Source organism: uncultured Piscinibacter sp. (genome assembly GCF_937952055.1).
GTDB lineage: Bacteria > Pseudomonadota > Gammaproteobacteria > Burkholderiales > Burkholderiaceae_C > Piscinibacter.
In genome coordinates this window covers 63,622-78,924 of sequence record NZ_CALFYO010000008.1, presented here as the reverse complement: position 1 = coordinate 78,924, position 15,303 = coordinate 63,622, and the positions used below count along the sequence as shown (strand labels likewise).

The window sequence follows — 15,303 nt, the reverse complement described above, 5'->3', positions numbered from 1 at the left end:
CAACCCCCCAGCGACTGGCGCGTTCAACGCCTGCGTTCAACCCCGAAGCCCCAAGAAGGCACTTCCGAAGGAGAGCTCTCATGAACATCCCGCGTCAACGCCTCCGGCTGCTCGCCGCCGCCGCCACGCTCGCGCTCGGCGCCGGCTTCTCCGCCGGCGCCTTCGCGGCCGAACCTGGCAAGCTGCTCGTCTGGATCAACGGCGACAAGGGCTACAACGGCCTGCAGAAGATCGGCGACGAGTTCGCCAAGAAGACCGGCGTGCAGGTGACCGTCGAGCACCCCGAGGACGCCCCGGGCAAGTTCCAGCAGGCGGCCGCCGCCGGCAAGGGGCCGGACATCTGGATCTGGCCGCACGACCGCATCGGCGAGTGGATCGCCGGCGGTCTGCTGCAGCCGATCAGCCCGAGCAAGAAGGTGCGCGACGACATCGACCCGCTGGCCTGGAAGGCATTCACCGTGGGTGGCAAGACCTGGGGCTACCCGATGTCGATCGAGGCCGTCGCGCTGGTCTACAACAAGGCGCTGGTGAAGACACCGCCGAAGTCCTTCGAGGAGGTGATGGCGCTGGACAAGCAGCTCTCCTCGCAGGGCAAGAAGGCGATCCTGTGGGACTACACCAACACCTACTTCACCTGGCCGCTGCTGGCCGCCAACGGCGGCTACCCCTTCAAGCTGAAGGCCGACGGCAACTACGACCCGGCCGACACCGGCGTGAACAACGCCGGCGCCGTGAAGGGCGCGGAGCTGCTGAACAAGCTGATCCGCGAGAAGTACATGCCCGAGGGCAGCGGCTACGCCGAGATGGAGGCGGCCATGGCCCAGGGCAAGGTGGCGATGATGATCAACGGCCCCTGGTCGTGGGACAACCTGAAGAAGGCCAACATCGACTACGGCGTCGCCAAGATTCCCGCCGTGGGCGGCAAGAAGGCCGCGCCCTTCGTCGGCGTGCTCGGTGCGATGCTCAACAAGTCGACGCCGAACCGCGACGTCGCCGTGGAGTTCATCGAGAACTACATGCTCACCGTGCAGGGGCTGAAGACCATCAACGACGACGTGCCGCTGGGCACGCCGGCGAGCAAGGCCCTGTACGCCGAGTTGAAGAGCGACCCGCGCATCCAGGCCACCATGGCTTCGGCGCAGGACGGCGCGCCCATGCCGAACAATCCGGAGATGGGCCGCTTCTGGTCGTCGATGGTGTCGGCGCTGGGCAACATCATGGACGGCCGCCAGAGCCCGAAGGAGGCGCTGGACGGCGCCGCCAAGCGCATCACCGCCAAGTAGAGCGCTGAAGGAAGGCGCTGCTGCGCAGCGGCGCCCTCCTCCTCCCCGCACGGAACCGCCGCCAGAGTCCACCGATGCCGTCCACACCGACCTCGCCGACCCCGAACCGCTGGCTCGGGCCCGCGCTCTTTGCGCTGGTCATCGTCGCAGCGCTCTACCTCGTCGTCGCCGTGTACGCGACCGGCGAAGTGCTGCTGGCCGGTACGCTGCTGCTGATCAGCGCCCTGGCGGTGTGGATCTACACCGCGAAGTCCACCTACGCGTTCCGCTACCTCTTCCCGGGCATCGCCGCGGCGATCATCTTCGTCGTCTTCCCGATGCTCTACACGATCACCATCGGCTTCTCGAACTACAGCTCGCGCAACCTGCTCGAGTTCGAGCGCGCCGAAGGCTACTTCCTCAGCGAGACCTTCCGCGCCGAGGGCTCGAGCTTCGAGTTCAGCCTGCACCCGGCCGCCGGCGAATTCCGCGGCCGGCTGGTCGACGCGGAGTCGGGCAAGGCCTTCCAGTTCGGCCCGCTGGCCCTGGTGGCCGACCGCCGGCTGGAGGTCGCTGCCGAGCCCGAACCCGAGAATGCCGCGCCCCTGCCCGAGCCGGTGACGCTGAAGGAACTGATCGGCCACCAGAAGGCGCTGAAGGCGCTGACCGTCGTGCTGCCCGACGGCCGCAAGGTCGGCATGGCCGGCCTGCGCGAGTTCGCCACGGTGCAGCCGTTGTGGGTCAAGCAGGCCGACGGCAGCCTGAAGAACCAGGAGAGCGGCACCGTCATCCGGCCGAACCGCGAGACCGGCTACTTTGAGACAGAGGCCGGCGAGAAGCTGCAGCCCGGCTTCCACGTCGCGATCGGCTGGGACAACTACCGGCGCATCTTCACCGAGGCACGTTTCCGCGAACCCTTCGTGCGCATCTTCGTCTGGACGGTGGTGTTCTCGGCGCTGACCGTGCTTTTCGCCACCTCGCTGGGCATGCTGCTCGCGGTGCTGCTGAACTGGGACGCGCTGCGCTTCAAGGGCACCTACCGCATGCTGCTGTTCCTGCCCTACGCGGTGCCCGGCTTCATCTCGATCCTGGTGTTCAAGGGGCTGTTCAACCAGAACGTCGGCGAGATCAACCTGATCCTGGAGGGCCTGTTCGGCATCAAGCCTCAGTGGTTCTCCGACCCGTTTCTTGCCAAGGCGATGCTGCTCATCGTCAACACCTGGCTGGGCTTCCCTTACATGATGGTGATCTGCATGGGCCTGATCAAGGCGATCCCGGCCGATCTCTATGAGGCCTCCGCCGTGGCCGGTGCCGGGCCGCTGACCAACTTCTGGAGCATCACGCTGCCGCTGATCCTCAAGCCGCTGACGCCGCTGCTGATCTCCTCGTTCGCCTTCAACTTCAACAACTTCGTGCTGATCGCCCTGCTCACCGGCGGCCGGCCCGACTTCATCGACACCTCGGTGCCGGCCGGCACCACCGACCTGCTGGTCAGCTACACCTACCGCATCGCCTTCCAGGACTCGGGCCAGAACTACGGCCTGGCCGCAGCGATCTCGACGGTGATCTTCCTGATGGTGGCGGCGGTGTCGCTCGTGCAGATGCGCTTCACCAGGATCGTCGAGGAAGAGAAGCGCTGACCGCGCCGAAGGAGACCGCACATGGCCATCGTTCTCGACCGCTCGCACCGCTGGCGCATCATCGCGGCGCACGCCTTCCTGATCGGCCTGTGCGCTCTGGTGATCTTCCCGTTCCTGATCGTCATCTCGATCTCGCTGCGCCCGGGGAATTTCGCCACCGGCAGCATCATCCCGCAGACCATCAGCCTGGAGCACTGGCGCTTCGCGCTCGGCCTGCCCTTCCAGGACGCCAGCGGCCGCCTGATCGAGCCCGACCTGCCGGTGCTGCTGTGGCTGTGGAACTCGGTGAAGGTGGCGACGCTGTCGGGCCTCATCTGCCTGTTCCTCTCCACCACCGCCGCCTACGCCTTCGCGCGCATGAAGTTCGCCGGCAAGAAGCAGGCGCTGACCGGCCTGATGCTGATGCAGATGTTCCCGTCGGTGCTGGCGCTGGTGGCGATCTATGCCATCTTCGACCGCATCGGCAATGCCTTTCCGGCCTTCGGCATCGACACGCACTGGGCGCTGCTGCTGGCCTACTCCGGCGGCATCGCGCTGCACATCTGGACCATCAAGGGCTACTACGACACCATTCCCTACGAGATCGAGGAGGCGGCCAAGGTCGACGGCGCCACGCCCTGGCAGGCCTTCCGGCTCGTGCTGCTGCCGATGGCCGTGCCGATCCTGATGGTGGTTTTCCTGCTCGCCTTCATCGGCGCGATCATCGAGTACCCGGTCGCCTCCATCCTGCTCAAGCGACAGGACCTGCTGACCATGGCGGTCGGCTCGAAGATGTTCCTCTACGACCAGAAGTACCTGTGGGGCGACTTCGCGGCAGCGGCCATCCTCTCCGGCCTGCCGATCACGGTCGTCTTCATGCTGGCGCAGAAGTGGATGATCTCCGGCCTCACCGCAGGCGGCATCAAGGGGTGAACCCGGTCGGCGCCACGCCCACCCTGTCCGTTTCTCCGATCACCGCGGCCCCTGCGCCGCGGCTCTTTCTCAACCACCCGAAGAGGACCCCATGACGAAGAGCTTCCTTCTCCAGGCACTGGTCGCCGCCGCCGTGCTGATGCCCGGCCTGTCCAGCGCCGCGCCGCCGGAGGGCAAGGTGCAGATCAACTACAACCGCTGCGACGGCAACTACGACGGCTGGGGTGTGCACCTGTGGAAGGACCCGGGAATCCCGTTGCCCGGCATCGAATGGCAGAACCCGATGGTGCCCACCGGCAAGAACGACTTCGGCATCTTCTTCCAGGCCGACTTCAAGGAGTTCAGCAAGGGCAAGGTGAACTACATCATCCACAAGGGTGACAGCAAGGACCAGGGCGGCCGCGACATGTCCTTCGACGGCAACACCGTGAAGGAGATCTGGGTCAACAACGGCGACCGCAAGATCTACACGTCGCTGGACGACGCCAAGAAGGCGCGCGCCGAGAATCCCTGCAAGTGATGCTCCTGCCGTCGCTGTCCGCGCCCTGGCGCCGGGCGCTGGCCGCTCTCGCCTGCGGCCTGGTGCTGGCGGGACCGGCAGCCACCCGGGAGCCGGCGATCCCGGACCTCGGCCCGGTGGTCGCCGCGCCCGTGGCCAGCGCCCTGCCCGCGGGCTGGGCGCAACGCGGCGTGTTCATGGAGATCCTGGTGCGCGCCTACCAGGACAGCGACGGAGACGGCATCGGCGACCTGGCCGGCCTGACCCAGCGGCTCGACTACCTGCAGCAACTCGGCGTCCGGGGCATCTGGCTGATGCCCATCTTCAAGAGCGAGGATCGCGACCACGGCTACGCGGTGGTCAACTATCGCGAGATCGAGCCCGACTACGGCACCCTGGCCGATTTCGACCGCTTTCTCGTCGAAGCGCACCGGCGCGGCATCGCGGTGATCCTCGACTACGTGATGAACCATGCAGGTTCGGCACATCCACTCTTCGAAAGCGCCTACGACAGCCGCAAGTCGCCCTTCAACGACTGGTTCATCTGGGCCGAGGACAAACCCAAGGGCTGGAACACCTTCGCCGGCGATCCATGGCGCGAAGGCAATCAGCGCTGGTACTACGCTGTATTCGACGCGGGCATGCCGGACTTCAACCTGCGCAACCCGAAGGTGGTGGACTTCCACCTCGACAACCTGCGCTACTGGCTGAACCGCGGCGTGGACGGCTTCCGCTTCGACGCGGTGGGCGTGCTGTTCGAGAACAGCGCAATCGCCTGGGAAAACCAGCCGGAGAACCACCAGTTGCTCAGGCGCGTGCAGGAACTGCTGGCAAGCTACGGCAACAAGTACCTGGTGTGCGAGTCGCCGAGCGACCCGGCGCCCTTCGCCGAGGCGGACTCCTGCGGCGGCGCCTTCGCGTTCGGGCTGCAGAAGCACATCCTGTCCAGCGTGAAGCTCGGCCGGCTGCGCGACGACGTGCTGTACACGCTGCGCAAGATGCCGATGCCGCGCATGGCCACGCTGCTGGCCAATCACGACCACTTCGCCGGCGCGCGCCTGATGAAGCAGTTCGACGGCGACGAGAGAAGCTACAGGCTGGCCGCCGCGACGCTGCTCACGTTGCCCGGCACGCCCTTCCTCTACTACGGCGAGGAGATCGGCCTCGGCCTGTCGACGCCGGTGGCCAACGCCGACCAGTCGCTGCGCGGCCCGATGAGCTGGAGCGCCGAGCGCAACGCAGGCTTCACCCGCGCCGACAAGCCGTTCCGGCCCAGCGTGGCCAACTGGCAGACGCACAACGTCGCCGCGCAGCAGGCCGATCCGGGCTCGCTGCTCAACTGGTACAGGGGCCTGGTCGCGCTGCGCAACGCCGAGCCGGCGCTGTCGATCGGCAGCTTCACCCCGCTGTCCGAGCGCGACATGCCGGTGTTCGCCTTCACCCGCGAGCACGCAGGCGCGCGCCTGCTGGTGCTGATCAACTACGCTTACCGCGAGGCCACGCACGAACTGCCATCATCGTTCGCGGCGCAGCAGTGGTCGGTGGCCTTCCCGCCAGGCGCCGCCTCGCCGTTCGTGGGGCCCGCGAAGGGCGCCAAGGCCAGCGCCGGCAAAGCCACGACGCCGGTCAGGCTCGCGCCCCAGCAGGTGCTGATCCTCAAGGCCCGGTGAGAATCGCCCGATGAGCCTCGACCGCCCCGCCCCCGTGCTGCCGCACGCCGATCCCCGTCTGCTGGCCGACATCGGCGCCACCTATGCGCGCTTTTGCATCGAGCGCCTGCCGGGCCGATTCGAGCATGTCGCGGTGCTGCCCTGCGCCGACTATCCCGGCTTCACCGCGGTGGTGCATGCCTACCTCGACGGCTTGCCCGAAGGCGTCAAGCCGCGCCATGGCGCCGTGGCGATCGCCAACCCGATCGAAGGCGACTGGGTGCGCATGACCAATCGCGACTGGGCCTTCTCCATCCAGGAAGCCCAGCGCCAGCTCGACCTGACCACGCTGCTGGTGGTGAACAACTTCACCGCCTTGGCGATGTCCCTGCCTCGCCTGGGCGTCGACGGACGCCGCCAGGTCGGCGCCGGCGAGCCGCAGCCCAATGGCGTGATCGGCCTGATCGGTCCGGGAACGGGCCTCGGGGTGTCCGGCCTGATCCCGAGCGGCGACCGCTGGGTGACGCTGGCCACCGAGGGCGGCCACGTCAACTTCGCGCCCAGCGATGACCGCGAGCTGCGCATCCTCCAGTTCGCCTGGAAGACGATGCCGCGCGTGTCGGCCGAGCGGTTGCTCTCCGGCCCTGGCCTGGAACTGATCTACCAGGCGCTCACCCACGACAAGCCCGGTGCCGAGTTGCACCTGGCGGCCGCCGAGATCGTGCGCCGCGCACTTGGCGCGAGCGACAGCGCCTGCACCGAAACGGTGGACTGCTTCTGCGGGATGCTCGGCTCGATGGCCTCGGACCTGGCCCTCACGCTGGGCGCGACCGGTGGCATCTTCGTCGGCGGCGGCATCGTGCCCAGGCTGGGCGAACTGTTCGAACGCTCGCCCTTCCGGGCCCGCTTCGAGGCCAAGGGCCGCTTCAGCAGCTACGTCGCGCGCATCCCGACCTACGTGCTGACGGCGGAGAACCCGGCCTTCCACGGCGTTTCCGTGCTGCTCGCCGACCACGTGCCCGACCAGGATGGCGGCAACCCGCTGCTCGAGCGCGTGCGCGCCTCGCGCGACTCGCTGTCGCCCGCCGAGCGGCGCGTCGCCAACTTCGTGCTCGACAACCCGCGGACCGCGTTGAACGACCCGATTGCGCTGATTGCCCAGGGCGCCGAGGTCAGCCAGCCCACCGTGATCCGCTTCTGCCGCTCGCTCGGCTTCCAGGGACTGGCGGACTTCAAGCTCAAGCTCGGCTCGGGCCTGACCGGCACGCTGCCGGTGCAGCGCACGCAGGTGCGACGTCAGGACAGCACGGGTGACCTGTGCGCCAAGGTGCTGGACAACACCATCTCGGCGATCATGCAGTTCCGCGAGTCGCTCAACGTCGAGGCGGTGGACCGTGCGATCGAACTGTTGCGCCACGCCAAGCGCGTCGAGTTCTATGCCATGGGCAACTCGGCGGTGGTGGCGCTGGACGCGCAGCACAAGCTGTTCCGCTTCCGCATCCCTTCGGTGGCGCACACCGACGTCTCGATGCTGACCATGGCCTCGGAACTGCTCGGTCCCGAGGACGTGGCGGTGTTCGTCTCCAGTTCCGGTCAGCCGCCTGAGCTGGCGCGTGCCGCCGCCGTCGCCGTGGAGCGCGGCGCCTCGGTCATCGCGGTCACCGCCGGACAGTCGCCGCTGGCGCGGCGCGCGACGGTGTGCATCCCCGTGGAGCACAGCGAGGACGTGTCGACCTTCGTCTCGATGATCTCGCGCATCCTTCACCTGCTGGTGGTGGACATGCTGTCGGTCGGGCTCGCCGTGCGCCGCGCTGGCGTCGGCGGCCTGGGAACACCGGCCGCCGCGCCCGGCCAGAGCGCCGCCGCCGAGGTTCAGGTGCTGCCGGCCCCGGGAGTGCTCATCTCGCACATCGCCTGACGCCGCCGGCTGCGGGCGCTCAGGCCTGCACGCAGTCCACGTAGTAGCGGCGCGGTGCGCCCGGCGCACCGTCCTCGTCCTCGACGAGGCCGTGCACATCGGTGTCGAAGCCCGGGAAGGCGGCATTGAACTCGCGCGTGAACTTCAGGTAGTCGACGATCTTCTTGTTGAAGCGCTCGCCCGGGATCAGCAGCGGAATGCCCGGCGGGTACGGTGTCAGCAGCGCGGTCGTGATGCGCCCTTCCAGCGCATCGATGTCGACCCGCTCGGTGCGCCGCTGCGCGATGTGCGCGTAGGCGTCACTCGGCTTCATCGCCGGATGCAGGTCGGACAGGTACATCTCGGTGGTCAGCCGCGCGATGTCGCCGCGGGCATACATCTCGTGGATGCTCTGGCACAGGTCGCGCAGGCCCATGCGCTCGTAGCGCGGGTGATGGGCGCAGAACTCCGGCAGGATCTTCCACATCGGCTGGTTCTTCGCGTAGTCGTCCTTGAACTGCTGCAGCGCGGTCAGCAGCGTGTTCCACCGGCCCTTGGTGATGCCGATGGTGAACATGATGAAGAACGAGTACAGGCCGGTCTTCTCGACCACCACGCCGTGCTCGGAGAGGAACTTGGTGACGATGGACGCCGGAATGCCGGTCTTGGCGAACTTGCCCGAGACGTCCAGCCCGGGCGTGATGATGGTGCTCTTGATCGGGTCGAGCAGGTTGAAGCCGTCGGCGAGATCGCCGAAGCCGTGCCACTTCTCGCCGGCCTTGAGCACCCAGTCGGCACTGGCACCGATGCCTTCGCCAGCCAGCTTGTCCGGACCCCAGACCTTGAACCACCAGTCCTTGCCGTAGTCCTTTTCGACCTTGCGCATGGCGCGTCGGAAGTCGAGCGCCTCGACGATGCTCTCCTCCACCAGCGCGGTGCCTCCGGGTGCTTCCATCATCGCCGCGGCCACGTCGCAGCTGGCGATGATCGCGTACTGCGGGCTGGTCGAGGTGTGCATCAGGTAGGCCTCGTTGAACAGGTGCCGGTCGAGCTTGCGCCCAGGAGAATCCTGCACCAGCACCTGCGAGGCCTGGCTCAGGCCGGCGAGAAGCTTGTGCGTGGACTGCGTGGCGAACACCAGCTGGTCCTTCGGCCGCGGGCGGTTCTTGCCCATCGCGTGGTAGCTGCCGTAGAACTTGTGGAAGGCCGCGTGCGGCAACCAGGCCTCGTCGAAGTGCAGCGTGTCGATGTAGCCGTCCAGCGTGTGCTTGATCGTCTCGGTGTTGTAGAGCACGCCGTCGTAGGTGCTCTGCGTGAGCGTGAGGATGCGCGGCTTGACCTTGCCGGGGTCGACGCCGGCGAGCAGCGGGTTGGCGGCGATCTTGCGTCGGATCGCCTCGGGCGTGAACTCGCGCTCCGGGATCGGGCCGATGATGCCGTAGTGATTGCGCGTCGGCGGCAGGAACACCGGCACCGCGCCGGTCATGATGATCGAGTGCAGGATGGACTTGTGGCAATTGCGGTCCACCACCACCACGTCGCCGGGCGCCACCGCATGGTGCCAGACCATCTTGTTGCTCGTGCTCGTGCCGTTGGTGACGAAGAAGCAGTGATCGGCGTTGAAGATGCGCGCCGCGTTGCGCTCCGAGGCCGCCACCGGACCGGTGTGGTCGAGCAGCTGGCCGAGTTCCTCGACCGCGTTGCAGACGTCGGCACGCAGCATGTTCTCGCCGAAGAACTGGTGGAACATGCGACCCACCGGGCTCTTCAGGAAGGCCACGCCGCCGGAGTGGCCCGGGCAATGCCAGGAGTAGGAGCCGTCCTGCGCGTAGTCCATCAGCGCCTTGAAGAACGGCGGCGCCAGCCCGTCCATGTAGCTCGTGGCCTCGCGGATGATGTGGCGCGCCACGAACTCCGGCGTGTCCTCGAACATGTGGATGAAGCCGTGCAACTCGCGCAGGATGTCGTTGGGAAGGTGCTGCGAAGTGCGCGTCTCGCCGTAGAGGTAGATCGGGATGTCGGCGTTCTTGAAGCGGATCTCCTGGATGAACTTGCGCAGGTTCACCACCGCCGGGTCGAGGTCCGGGCCAGCGGTGAACTCCTCGTCGTCGATCGACAGGATGAACGCACTGGCACGACTCTGCTGCTGCGCGAACTGGCTCAGGTCGCCGTAGCTGGTCGCGCCCAGCACCTCGAATCCTTCCTTCTCGATCGCCTGCGCGAGGGCGCGGATGCCCAGTCCGGAGGTGTTCTCCGAGCGGTAGTCCTCGTCGATGATGACGATGGGGAATCGGAAGCGCAGCATGGCAAGCCTCGGGGTGGCAGAACGCGGGAGCGCGAAGTGTAGGGCCTGCCGGTGACCGTACACTGCGCGCCATCAGCCTCCGAGGAACTTTGCATGGACCTGTCCGCCACCACGCTCTGGTGGGTTGCCGCCGGGGTGGCCGTCGCGGCCGAACTGGCCACCGGCACCTTCTACCTGCTGATGATCGCGCTGGGACTGGCGGCCGGCGCGGTCGCCGCGCAACTGGGCCTCGCGGCCACGAGTCAGGTCGTGGCGGCCGCGCTGGTGGGCGCCGCGGCGACGGCGCTGTGGCACTGGAAGCGCGCGCGACAGCCTCGCTCGGCGCCGTCCGACCGCAACCGCGACGTCAACCTCGACATCGGCGAGCGCGTGCAGGTCGAGGCCTGGGGCAGCGACGGCACGGCGCGCGTCAACTACCGTGGCACGCAGTGGACGGCGCGCCTCGCGCCGGGCGCCGTGCCCCAGCCCGGCGAACACCGTGTCACCGCCGTCGAGGGCAACTGGCTGGTGCTCTCCCCCTCTTCCTCTCACTGACCTCCACCGAAGGCCTCCTCCATGGAAATCGCCCTGGTCCTCGCCATCATCGCCGGCATCTTCATCGTCCGCACCTTCAAGATCGTGCCGCAGCAGCATGCCTGGGTGGTCGAGCGCCTCGGAAAGTTCGACCGCACGCTCACGCCGGGCCTGAAGTTCGTCGTGCCCTTCATCGAGCGCGTCGCCTACAAGCACTCGCTCAAGGAGGTGCCGCTGGATGTACCCAGCCAGGTCTGCATCACGAAGGACAACACGCAGTTGCAGGTCGACGGCATCATCTACTTCCAGATCACCGACCCGATGCGCGCGAGCTACGGCTCGAGCAACTACGTGGTGGCGATCACGCAGCTCGCGCAGACGCTGCTGCGCTCGGTGATCGGCAAGATGGAGCTGGACAAGACCTTCGAGGAGCGCGACGCGATCAACGCTTCGGTGATCAGCGCGCTCGACGACGCGGCCGCCAACTGGGGCGTGAAGGTGCTGCGCTACGAGATCAAGGACCTCACGCCGCCGGCAGAGATCCTGCGTGCCATGCAAGCGCAGATCACCGCCGAGCGCGAGAAGCGCGCGCTGATCGCCGCCTCCGAAGGCCGCAAGCAGGAGCAGATCAACATCGCCACCGGCGAGCGCGAGGCCTCGATCGCGCGTTCCGAAGGCGAGCGGCAGGCCGAGATCAACAAGGCTCAGGGCGAGGCCGCGGCGATCACCGCGGTGGCCGACGCGACCGCCGACGCCATCCGCAAGATCGCCGCGGCGATCCAGTCGCCGGGCGGCGAGCAGGCAGTGCAGTTGAAGGTGGCCGAGAAGGCGGTGGACGCCTATGCGCATCTTGCGCAGAAGAACAACACCATGATCGTGCCCGGCAACATGAGCGAAGTGTCGGCGCTGATCGGCACGGCGATGGCTTTGCTCAAGGCCAAGGGCCCCGGGCCGGCCTGAGGGCATGCGATAAACTCGCGGGTTCCGGAGAGATGGATGAGTGGTTTAAGTCGCACGCCTGGAAAGCGTGTGTGGGTTAACAGCCCACCGCGGGTTCGAATCCCGCTCTCTCCGCCACCGCTGTCCGTCGCCGGCTGACACTTCGGCCGCATGTGCACCCGCTACGTCTCTCCCGAAGCCGCCGCGATCGAGCGGGCCTGGCACCTGGGTCGCGACACGCCGTGGCAAGGCGGCGAGATCTTCCCGCAGCGCCCAGGCGCCTTCATCCGCGCGGCGCGTGACTGCAGCGAGCCTGCGCGTGAACTGGTGGTCGGCCAATGGGGACTGGTGCCCTGGTTCGCCAAGACGCCCAGGCTGACCTACTCCACCTGCAATGCGCGCAGCGAGGAACTCGCCGACAAGGCCACCTTCAAGGACCCGTGGAAGCACGGCAAGCGCTGCATCATCCCGGCCTGGTCGTTCGACGAGCCGAACTGGGAGAGCGGCAGGAACGTCTGGTGGCGGTTCCGCCGCACCGACGGCGCGCCCTGGGGTCTGGCCGGTCTGTGGAACACCTGGGTCGACCGCGCCAGCGGCGAACTGGTCGAGAGCTACACCATGCTCACGCTCAATGCCGATCACCACCCGCTGATGCGCCGCATGCACAAGCCCGACCCGAAGCTGCCGCCCGATCGGCAGGACAAGCGTTCGGTGATCCCGCTCGAACTCGAGGATGTCGACCTCTGGCTGCACGGCACCATCTCCGATGCACGCAGCTTGTTGCGATTGTCCGAGGACTATGCGTTCGACGCCGTTCCGGCCGCCGTAGACTCGCGCCAATGACCGCGCAGGATCCCGACGCCGTCCCTACCAAGCCGAATGCGGCCGATGCAGGTCCGCGCACCGAACCGACCAAGCCTGTCGCGGTGGCGGCCGCCACGCCGTTCAAGCGCATGCCCTACGTGCCCAAGCGCAAGCGCGGATGGGAGGCGATCAGCGTGCCGCTGCCGCTGCAGTTCGCCATTGCCGTGATGATCGGCGTGCTCGTTGCCACGGCGATCGCGGCGGTGTACGTGCGCTGGAGCGCCAGAGCCACGGCCGAGGAGAACGCCCGGGCTACGGCGGCCGAGATCGAGCGCATCGCGCGCGAGAACCAGCAGCAACTCGAGGCCGAGCAGCGTGAGGCGGTCGATCGGCAGCGCCTGGCGGCGCAGGAGGAACGCCTGCGCATCGAGCGGCTGCGCGAGGAGCAGCGCCTCGCCGAAGCGGCGCGGCGCAACGCCGCGAGCGATGCCGAGCGCATGGAGCAGGCCTTCGCCGCCAGCTACCGCAAGCCGCCGGGCTGCGCCGACGCCGCCACGCTGGAGTGCGCCAACCACTACATCCGCGCCAAGCGGGCCTTCGAGGCACAGTACACGCGCGATCTGGCACGGCAACGGGCCACTTCGTCCCCCTAGCTTCGCACCCACCCCTTGGGGATGTGCCGTCGCCCACTCGAGGCGAACAATCCGTCGCATCGGCTCACCGGCCGCGCAACGAGACGGAGCGACGACGATGGCACGCATGATCCACGACACCGGCGGTGACAAGATCCAGGCCCTGCAGCGCTTGCTCGCCTGCCGCGGACTGGAAGTTCGAGACTTCGACATCGAGGAGGATGCGCACTCGGGCATCAGCCAGTTGCTCGGGCTCGGCGGCGGCATCGTCTCGCTGCGGCGCCGCTCCACCGGGGAGATCCGCGTTTATGCGGCCGGCACCGGCTCGGCCTGGTTCGCGGCCATCTGCGCCGACCTCGACCGGGGCTACTTCAAGGCCCCGACGCCCTCGACGGCCTTCCTCAGGCGCTCCGTGCCCGCGCTGTCGGCATGGTGGGTTTGAGCCGCTCCGTTCAGGCGCGTACGAGGCTCATCAGACCGAACAGCCCGGCCACACCCAGGCCCAACACGCCGCCGATCATCAACCACAGGACGAGGCCACTGCCACCGCCGCTGCGGTGGCGTCTCGAGCTCGTCACCGGCGCGACGCAGAAGCCGGAGTGCAACTGGTAGCCGGTGCTCTGCGCGAACTCGCTCGGGCGCTCGTCGTGCGGTTCGGCCTCCCAGTCGAAGACCTGGGTGTCCTTGTAGCGGCTGCTGGTTTTGCTCATGCGGGCATTGTGGAAATCGCCCGCGTCGTTGCGCAGCCCGTGCCCGGGGGGGTGCTGCGACCTGTCGGCACAGACCGTGAACTATTGACGCTCCGGCACCAGTGCACGGTACAGCGCCAAGTAGTGGCCCGCCGCGCCGTCCCAGGAGAAGTCCTGCGCCATCGCCGTCACCATGAGGCGGCGCCAGAGTTCCGGCTGCGCGTAGGCCTGCACGGCCCGCTGCATGGCGGCCTCCAGCGCCGCTGGCGTCGAGGCGTCGAAGGCGAATCCCGTGGCGCGTCCTTCGCGCACCGCCTCCTCGCTGGCGTCCACCACGGTATCGACCAGGCCGCCGACGCGCCGCACCAGCGGCAGCGTGCCGTAGCGCAAGCCATACAACTGCGTCAACCCGCAGGGCTCGAAGCGCGAGGGCACCATGATCACGTCGGCGCCGGCGATCAGGCGGTGCGCGAAGCTCTCGTCGTACCCGATGCGCACCGCCACCTGCGACGGGTGCGAGAACGCCGCCGCGGTGAAGGCTGCTTCGAGCACGGGGTCACCGGTGCCCTGCAGCACGAGCTGGGCACCCTGGCGCAGCAGCGCCGGCAGGGCAGCCAGCACCAGGTCGAGCCCCTTCTGCGGCGTCAGGCGGCTGACCACCCCGAACAACGGCGCCCCCACCTTCGCCTCGACGCCCACTTCCTTCTGCAGCGCCGCCTTGTTCCTCGCCTTGCCGGCCAGGTCCTGCGGCGAGTAGCGCGCGGCCAGGCTGCTGTCGGCGGCGGGGTTCCACACCGAGCCGTCCACACCGTTGAGGATGCCGCTGACGTCGGCCCCGCGGCTGCGGATCACACCGTCGAGCCCGCAGCCGAGCTCATGCGTGGCGATCTCGTTCGCGTAGGTCGGGCTCACCGTGGTGACCCGCTGCGCGTACTTCAGGCCCGCCTTCATGAACGACAGCTGGCCGTGGAACTCCACCCCGTGCGACTGCATGAAGCGCAGCGGCAGGCCCAGCTGGGCGAAGTCCTGCGGCGGGAACAGCCCCTGGAAGGCGAGGTTGTGCACCGTGAACACCGAAGGCGCCGTCGTGCCCGGGTGGGCCGCCATGTAGGCGCACGCCATGCCGGCATGCCAGTCGTGTCCGTGGAGCAGGTCGGGTGCCCAGTCGGGGTCCATCTCGCCAGCGGCCAGGTGGGCCGCCATCCAGCCCAGCAGCGCGAATCGTTGCAGGTTGTCGGCCCATTCGCTGCCGTCGCCGGCCTGGTAGGGGCCGCCGCTGCGCCGGTACAGGTAGGGTGCGTCGACCACGTACGCGGGCACATGGCTGTAGGGCATGGTGCCAAGGCGCAGCGCGACGCGACCGGCACCAAACAGCGGCCCCAGTTCGACGAGCGTCTTCTGGTGCAGCACCGCGTCGACGATGGTCGGGTAGCCGGGCAGCACCAGCCGCACGTCGGCGCCGGCGCGGGCCAGGGCCTGCGGCAACGCACCCACCACGTCGGCCAGCCCCCCCGTCTTGACCAGCGGAAAGACCTCCGCCGCCGCATGCAGCACTCTCATCG

The 15,303-nt window shown here is 68.0% G+C and carries 14 protein-coding genes and 1 tRNA gene; 12 read left to right on the top strand and 3 right to left on the bottom strand.

Annotated elements, in window-relative coordinates:
• Positions 1-80 precede the first annotated feature (80 nt).
• From malE to Q0599_RS02055, 6 genes are all read left to right on the top strand, one after another.
• The gene (malE, locus tag Q0599_RS02080; RefSeq protein WP_298824941.1) at positions 81-1,283 is read left to right on the top strand and encodes a maltose/maltodextrin ABC transporter substrate-binding protein MalE; all 1,203 of its coding nucleotides are present in this window, start codon (positions 81-83) and stop codon (positions 1,281-1,283) included.
• A gap of 74 nt (positions 1,284-1,357) precedes the next feature.
• Complete coding sequence (malF, locus tag Q0599_RS02075; RefSeq protein WP_298824939.1) at positions 1,358-2,902, top strand: maltose ABC transporter permease MalF; 1,545 nt, start codon at positions 1,358-1,360, stop codon at positions 2,900-2,902.
• A 21-nt stretch (positions 2,903-2,923) separates the two neighbouring features.
• Positions 2,924-3,814, top strand: a complete 891-nt coding sequence (malG, locus tag Q0599_RS02070) for a maltose ABC transporter permease MalG (protein ID WP_298824936.1) — start codon at positions 2,924-2,926, stop codon at positions 3,812-3,814.
• A gap of 91 nt (positions 3,815-3,905) precedes the next feature.
• On the top strand, positions 3,906-4,334 hold the full coding sequence (locus Q0599_RS02065; protein ID WP_298824934.1) for a pullulanase-associated domain-containing protein: 429 nt from the start codon (positions 3,906-3,908) through the stop codon (positions 4,332-4,334).
• Positions 4,334-5,983, top strand: coding sequence for an alpha-amylase family glycosyl hydrolase (locus Q0599_RS02060; RefSeq protein ID WP_298825114.1), 1,650 nt, complete (start codon positions 4,334-4,336; stop codon positions 5,981-5,983). Before Q0599_RS02065 ends, Q0599_RS02060 begins: the two co-directional genes overlap by 1 nt.
• Positions 5,984-5,993: 10 nt before the next feature.
• Positions 5,994-7,880 carry a glucokinase gene (locus Q0599_RS02055; RefSeq protein WP_298824932.1) on the top strand — a complete coding sequence of 629 codons (1,887 nt, stop codon included), beginning with the start codon at positions 5,994-5,996 and terminating at the stop codon, positions 7,878-7,880.
• 19 nt (positions 7,881-7,899) lie between these two features.
• Here the strand turns inward: Q0599_RS02055 and Q0599_RS02050 are convergent, their stop codons facing one another.
• A complete protein-coding gene (locus Q0599_RS02050) occupies positions 7,900-10,164 on the bottom strand; it encodes an arginine/lysine/ornithine decarboxylase (RefSeq protein ID WP_298824929.1) in 2,265 nt (754 codons plus the stop codon).
• Positions 10,165-10,257: 93 nt separating this feature from the next.
• Here Q0599_RS02050 and Q0599_RS02045 point away from each other — a divergent pair, with 93 nt between their 5' ends.
• The 6 genes from Q0599_RS02045 to Q0599_RS02020 all read left to right on the top strand — a co-directional run bounded on the left by Q0599_RS02045 (position 10,258) and on the right by Q0599_RS02020 (position 13,494).
• The gene (locus tag Q0599_RS02045) at positions 10,258-10,698 is read left to right on the top strand and encodes an NfeD family protein (protein ID WP_298824926.1); all 441 of its coding nucleotides are present in this window, start codon (positions 10,258-10,260) and stop codon (positions 10,696-10,698) included.
• 21 nt (positions 10,699-10,719) lie between these two features.
• Positions 10,720-11,637, top strand: a complete 918-nt coding sequence (locus Q0599_RS02040; RefSeq protein ID WP_298824924.1) for a stomatin-like protein — start codon at positions 10,720-10,722, stop codon at positions 11,635-11,637.
• 26 nt (positions 11,638-11,663) lie between these two features.
• A tRNA-Ser gene (locus Q0599_RS02035) sits at positions 11,664-11,754 on the top strand.
• 33 nt (positions 11,755-11,787) lie between these two features.
• Positions 11,788-12,459, top strand: a complete 672-nt coding sequence (locus tag Q0599_RS02030) for an SOS response-associated peptidase (RefSeq protein WP_298824921.1) — start codon at positions 11,788-11,790, stop codon at positions 12,457-12,459.
• Positions 12,456-13,073, top strand: coding sequence for a hypothetical protein (locus Q0599_RS02025; RefSeq protein WP_298824920.1), 618 nt, complete (start codon positions 12,456-12,458; stop codon positions 13,071-13,073). Before Q0599_RS02030 ends, Q0599_RS02025 begins: the two co-directional genes overlap by 4 nt.
• Before the next feature lie 97 nt (positions 13,074-13,170).
• Entirely contained in the window at positions 13,171-13,494 is a 324-nt protein-coding gene (locus Q0599_RS02020; protein ID WP_298824917.1) for a hypothetical protein, read from the top strand.
• A gap of 10 nt (positions 13,495-13,504) precedes the next feature.
• Here Q0599_RS02020 and Q0599_RS02015 read toward each other — a convergent pair whose 3' ends face one another.
• On the bottom strand, positions 13,505-13,762 hold the full coding sequence (locus tag Q0599_RS02015; RefSeq protein ID WP_298824915.1) for a hypothetical protein: 258 nt from the start codon (positions 13,760-13,762) through the stop codon (positions 13,505-13,507).
• 81 nt (positions 13,763-13,843) lie between these two features.
• Positions 13,844-15,301, bottom strand: a complete 1,458-nt coding sequence (gene glgA / locus Q0599_RS02010; RefSeq protein ID WP_298824912.1) for a glycogen synthase GlgA — start codon at positions 15,299-15,301, stop codon at positions 13,844-13,846.
• Between the last annotated feature and the right edge of the window lie 2 nt (positions 15,302-15,303).

Coding starts and splice junctions, on each gene's coding strand:
- glgA (WP_298824912.1), bottom strand. CDS start 15,301: ATGAGAGTGCTGCATGCGGCGGCGGAGGTCTTTCCGCTGGTCAAGACG.
- Q0599_RS02065 (WP_298824934.1), top strand. CDS start 3,906: ATGACGAAGAGCTTCCTTCTCCAGGCACTGGTCGCCGCCGCCGTGCTG.
- Q0599_RS02020 (WP_298824917.1), top strand. CDS start 13,171: ATGGCACGCATGATCCACGACACCGGCGGTGACAAGATCCAGGCCCTG.
- Q0599_RS02030 (WP_298824921.1), top strand. CDS start 11,788: ATGTGCACCCGCTACGTCTCTCCCGAAGCCGCCGCGATCGAGCGGGCC.
- Q0599_RS02045 (WP_298824926.1), top strand. CDS start 10,258: ATGGACCTGTCCGCCACCACGCTCTGGTGGGTTGCCGCCGGGGTGGCC.
- Q0599_RS02060 (WP_298825114.1), top strand. CDS start 4,334: ATGCTCCTGCCGTCGCTGTCCGCGCCCTGGCGCCGGGCGCTGGCCGCT.
- Q0599_RS02015 (WP_298824915.1), bottom strand. CDS start 13,762: ATGAGCAAAACCAGCAGCCGCTACAAGGACACCCAGGTCTTCGACTGG.
- Q0599_RS02050 (WP_298824929.1), bottom strand. CDS start 10,164: ATGCTGCGCTTCCGATTCCCCATCGTCATCATCGACGAGGACTACCGC.
- Q0599_RS02055 (WP_298824932.1), top strand. CDS start 5,994: ATGAGCCTCGACCGCCCCGCCCCCGTGCTGCCGCACGCCGATCCCCGT.
- malF (WP_298824939.1), top strand. CDS start 1,358: ATGCCGTCCACACCGACCTCGCCGACCCCGAACCGCTGGCTCGGGCCC.
- malE (WP_298824941.1), top strand. CDS start 81: ATGAACATCCCGCGTCAACGCCTCCGGCTGCTCGCCGCCGCCGCCACG.
- malG (WP_298824936.1), top strand. CDS start 2,924: ATGGCCATCGTTCTCGACCGCTCGCACCGCTGGCGCATCATCGCGGCG.
- Q0599_RS02025 (WP_298824920.1), top strand. CDS start 12,456: ATGACCGCGCAGGATCCCGACGCCGTCCCTACCAAGCCGAATGCGGCC.
- Q0599_RS02040 (WP_298824924.1), top strand. CDS start 10,720: ATGGAAATCGCCCTGGTCCTCGCCATCATCGCCGGCATCTTCATCGTC.